Source organism: Oceaniferula marina, from assembly GCF_013391475.1.
GTDB lineage: Bacteria > Verrucomicrobiota > Verrucomicrobiia > Verrucomicrobiales > Akkermansiaceae > Oceaniferula > Oceaniferula marina.
This window is the reverse complement of record NZ_JACBAZ010000081.1, coordinates 1-281: the sequence shown is the minus strand read 5'-3', so window position 1 is coordinate 281 and position 281 is coordinate 1. Positions and strand designations below refer to the sequence as shown.

The 281-nt window shown below is 53.7% G+C and carries 1 pseudogene; it reads left to right on the top strand.

Features of this window, described 5'->3' with window-relative positions:
• Positions 1-281: pseudogene (locus tag HW115_RS19590) on the top strand (hypothetical protein); the annotation flags it as partial.

The window sequence follows — 281 nt, the reverse complement described above, 5'->3', positions numbered from 1 at the left end:
CCCCCATCTGGAAGCAAGCTGACCAGCCACTCGAAAAACGCGTAGAAAGCATCCTCAAAGAACTTACCCTCACAGAAAAAGCAGAACTTTGCTACGGCCGCAGCTGGATGGAGGCGGGAGAAGTGAAACGTCTTGGCATTTCTAAAATCATGCTCGCAGACGGACCTCAGGGGATAACCCGCCACACGGAGCCTTCAGCCCTGCCAGTGGGTATCAACCTCTCTTGCACTTGGAACCCCCAATCAGCCTACGAATATGGACGCCTGCTTGCCGAAGAAATG